The 669-nt window shown below is 46.8% G+C and carries 1 pseudogene; it reads right to left on the bottom strand.

Annotated elements, in window-relative coordinates:
• Positions 1-38: 38 nt before the first annotated feature.
• Positions 39-669 (bottom strand): annotated as a pseudogene (locus KIO97_RS24530) (hypothetical protein); the annotation flags it as partial.

Below are 669 nucleotides of genomic sequence, written 5' to 3'. Positions count from 1 at the left end.
CTATCTTGAAAAACGCCGCATGTCAGGGCCTATTTTAGTTAGTTAACGACCAACACATGGCTTTTTGTTCCCGTGTATACCGTAGCAATCCGCTGACCAACTAGCAACACTTGAAGTTCACGCTCAAACTGCTGTGGAACACCATTTATAGACACCTTATCAACTAAACCTTGTGTAAAGTGTAAGGTCACTCGAAGAGCTTGCTTACGCAGCCCATAAGCCATAACGATACGACGTAGCTCTCGGTTAGCATCATTAAATAATCCAGCAATATCTTGCTCGACACGGCCAGACTCACTGGCTATTTCACGATTAAGGAGTGCACTGTCACTTGTGTTACGCTTCTGAGCCTGAGTCGTGGAAGTCACTGAGTGTGCTTGAGCTAAGGCTTTGTCTATTGCCTGTTGATTTTCCACTTGGTAAGTTTGCTCATGGTTACCGGATACCGATTGCTGAGTTTTTTTTACTTCAGGGCTGGTCAAGTTAGAAGGGCCTGCAACCACGACATCTGAACTTCCCCCCAAGCTCGAGTTAAACATTGAGCTCAACGATTGTGCATCATTCTCTGCCTTACTCCTTGTTGATTGAGCGTTGTTGGTAGACGCTGGTTTTGGTTCCGGCTTTGGAGCTGGTTTTGGCTCCGGCTTTGGAGCTGGTTTTGGCTCCGGC

Origin of the sequence: Vibrio sp. B181a (genome assembly GCF_030248375.1) — a bacterium.
GTDB lineage: Bacteria > Pseudomonadota > Gammaproteobacteria > Enterobacterales > Vibrionaceae > Vibrio > Vibrio campbellii.
The sequence above is the reverse complement of the archived record's forward strand: the minus strand, read 5'-3'. Positions and strand labels throughout refer to the sequence as shown.